The sequence below is a fragment of the Mycobacterium sp. NGS11 genome (genome assembly GCF_059813315.1).
On record NZ_JCALEJ010000078.1, the window covers coordinates 1 to 352 of the forward strand.

Here is a 352-nt window from a genome sequence, read left to right on the forward strand (position 1 = left end):
CGAGATTCCGTTGCGGGCGAGGCTTTTCTGCACGGGTAGCGATGAGCATGTGTTGGTGGTGGTGGTGCATCATATTGCCGCCGATGGTTGGTCGATCGCGCCGCTGGTGGCCGATTTGGGTGCGGCGTATGCCAGTCGCTGTGCGGGGCAGGCTCCTGGGTGGGCTGAATTGCCGGTGCAGTATGTCGATTACACGTTGTGGCAGCGTGCCCAGTTTGGTGATCTCGATGATCGGGAGAGCCGCATCGGTGAGCAGTTGGCGTATTGGCAGCAGACTTTGGCCGACATGCCTGAGCGGTTGGTCTTGCCCACCGATCGGCCTTATCCGCTGGTTGCTGATCAGCGGGGTGCG

1 protein-coding gene is annotated in these 352 nt (G+C 61.4%); it reads left to right on the forward strand.

Translation table 11 applies throughout. The annotated features are described in order from the left end of the window. Window positions 1-352: condensation domain-containing protein (locus AC5Y4T_RS26185; protein ID WP_499956155.1), on the forward strand; the 352-nt coding region annotated here is incomplete at both ends.